The sequence below is a fragment of the Microbacterium sp. Bi128 genome (assembly GCF_918698205.1).
This window is the reverse complement of sequence record NZ_CAKKMM010000684.1, coordinates 1-2,668: the sequence shown is the minus strand read 5'-3', so window position 1 is coordinate 2,668 and position 2,668 is coordinate 1. Positions and strand designations below refer to the sequence as shown.

General features: G+C 66.6%; 3 protein-coding genes. 2 read left to right on the top strand and 1 reads right to left on the bottom strand.

From position 1 onward, the window contains the following. On the bottom strand, positions 1 to 867 hold an 867-nt coding region (locus LQV45_RS24835), incomplete at its 3' end, for a potassium transporter TrkG (protein WP_290370311.1). Positions 868 to 985: 118 nt separating this feature from the next. Here LQV45_RS24835 and LQV45_RS24830 point away from each other — a divergent pair. Continuing rightward, positions 986 to 2,209, top strand: coding sequence for an acetoin utilization protein AcuC (locus LQV45_RS24830; RefSeq protein WP_230009282.1), 1,224 nt, complete (start codon positions 986 to 988; stop codon positions 2,207 to 2,209). Positions 2,210 to 2,290: 81 nt separating this feature from the next. After that, on the top strand, positions 2,291 to 2,668 hold a 378-nt coding region (locus tag LQV45_RS24825; protein ID WP_230009280.1), incomplete at its 3' end, for a helix-turn-helix transcriptional regulator.

The following is a 2,668-nucleotide window of genomic DNA, read 5'->3' as shown; positions in this document are numbered from 1 at the left end:
GTCCCCGATGGTGCGCAGGTTGTCCCACTCCAGGAAGCCCCAGAGGACCGTGCCGGCGGCCAGGAGAATGAAGGACACCTGGATGGTCAGCTTGGTGTGGAGGTTCCATTTCTTCCACCGGAGCCCGTTCTGGTGCAGCACCATGACCACCGGGAAGCCCAGGCTGCCCAGGAATACCCCGAGCATCAATGGGACGAGGATCCAGAGATCGGTTTCGTACGGCACGATTCCGTCCGAATGCGGCGTGAATCCGGCGTTGTTGAACGATGAAATGGCATAGAAGACCCCGTGCCAGACGGCCTGCGGGAAGCCCTCCCCGAGGACCAGGAAACGGGGGATCAGGGTCACGGCCAGGGCGGCCTCGATCACCACGGAGGTCACAATCACGATCCGGAGCAGCGTACCGACTTCGCCAAGCCGGCCGGCATTCATGGCCTCCTGGGCGATCAGCTTGCCGCGGACACCGAGTCTCTTGCTGACCATGAGCGCCAGCAGCGACGCGAGGGTCAAGGTGCCCAGGCCGCCCACGAAAATGCCGACCAGGATTACGAGCTGGCCGAAGAAGGACCAGTGCACAGCGGTGGAGACCACGGTCAGTCCCGTGACGCAGACAGCGGACGCCGCGGTGAAGAACGCCTGATGCAGTGGTGTGACTTGTCCCGTCGCGGAAGCCATGGGCAGCGAGAGCAAAGCGGTGAAGACCAGAATCACGACGCCGAACGCCGAGAGCGCCAGGCGGGCGGGTGAGCTGTTCGCGATGCTGTCAATGAAGTCGCGCAGGCGTGTGAAGATCCACAGGCCTTCCCGCTCCGGCATGCCTGGCTGCCAGCTGGCCGGGCTCGTGGACCTCGACTGGCTTTGCGTCATGTTCTTCCTCGGTTGAAACTTCTTCCCCAAGTAGTAAACCACTAAACACCGGGTAATGGCCGGGGGAACGCCCGTGCGCGCGCGGGAAGCCGGGGACGGCTCGGGTAGCCTGTGATTGATGACATTCCTGCCCGGACTCGCTCAGACCGCGCTGCCAACGACGGTGGTGTGGGCCCCAGCCATGACTGCCTACAACTTTGGCCACTCCCACCCGATGGCGCCGGAGCGCATGGAGCTCACAGCGAAGCTGGCCGGCAGCCTTGGACTGCTGGATATGGACCACGTCACGGTAGCGGCTCCGGACGTCGCCACCGACGCGGAGCTGGGCGCGGTCCACAGCCCGGAGTTTGTGGCTGCCGTGCGGCGCGTGAGCGCAAACCCGGACACGTCCGACCACGCCAGGGGTCTCGGAACCGAGGATGACCCCGCCTTTGCCGGCATGCACGAAGCCAGTGCCCGGCTGGCCGGCGGCTCCCTGCTGGCGGCCGCAGCTGTCCTGGACGGCAGCGCCGTGCGGGCCGTGAACTTCGGCGGCGGGATGCACCACGCCTCCCGGGACCGCGCGAGCGGTTTTTGCATCTACAACGACGCCGCCCTCGCGGTCCAGCGGCTGCTCGACGGCGGCGTCCGGCGGGTGGCCTACGTCGACGTCGATGCGCACCACGGCGACGGCACGCAAAGCATCTTCTGGGACGATCCGCGCGTCCTGACCATTTCGCTGCACGAATCCGGACTGACCCTCTTCCCGGGCACCGGGTTTGCCAACGAGATCGGCGGACCGAACGCGCAGGGCAGCGCCGTGAACGTCGCCCTCCCGGCCGGCACCGTCGACGCCGGGTGGCTGCGGGCCTTTCACGCCGTCGTGCCCCAGCTCATTGGCGCGTTCGAACCGGAAGTGATCGTCAGCCAGCACGGCTGCGACTCGCACCGGCTTGACCCGCTCACCCACCTGAACATCAGCGTGGACGGCCAGCGCGAGGCCGCCACGGCGATAGGAAACCTCGCCGCACGCTACTGCGAGAACCGGTGGATTTCCACCGGGGGCGGCGGCTACAACGTGGTCAGCGTGGTGCCGCGGTCCTGGAGCCACCTCATAGCCATCGCCGCCGGCCGCCCGGTGCCGCTGCGCACCCCGGTTCCGGAGGATTGGCGCAACTACGTCAAAGACAAATATGGCGCCAGGTTCGGCGTGGAGCCCCCCGAGACGATGGGCGACGACGTGGACCTCTGGTGGCGGTCCTGGGAAGTGGGTTTCGACCCCAACGACGAGGTGGACCGCACCATCATGGCCACCCGCAAGGAAGTGTTTCCCCTGCACGGACTGGACCCCTGGTTCGACTGAATCCGGGCCGGGCTTGGGGGCTTGCACCAACGCAACAATTCGTGGATGCCATCTGGCGTATATGTCGCTAGTGTGGAGGGCATGGTGACAGACGACGTATTTGCCGTCATTGCTGAGGCAACCAGGCGTGACATTCTGATAGCCCTCCGCAAGGGGGACAAAGCGGTGGGGGAACTGGTCCAGGAGCTTGAGGCAAGCCAGCCCACCATTTCCAAGCATCTCAAAGTCCTGCGGGAAGCGGACCTGGTGAGCATGCGCGCCCAGGGCCAGAAGCGGTATTACACGCTCAACCCCAAGCCGCTCACCGGGATCGCGACCTGGCTGCAGGCGTTCGACGTCGGCCCCGCCGCGACGGCGGACGCGGCCGCCGCCCTCCACCCCGAAGCCGGCCCCGCAGCCGTCCCGGAAGGTCTGGCCGCCGCCGCTGTTCCGCAACCAGCCGTCCCACAACCGGTCGCC

Bases quoted from the DNA above. Each gene is read 5' to 3' on its own strand.
- LQV45_RS24830 (WP_230009282.1), top strand. From the start codon at position 986: ATGACATTCCTGCCCGGACTCGCTCAGACCGCGCTGCCAACGACGGTG.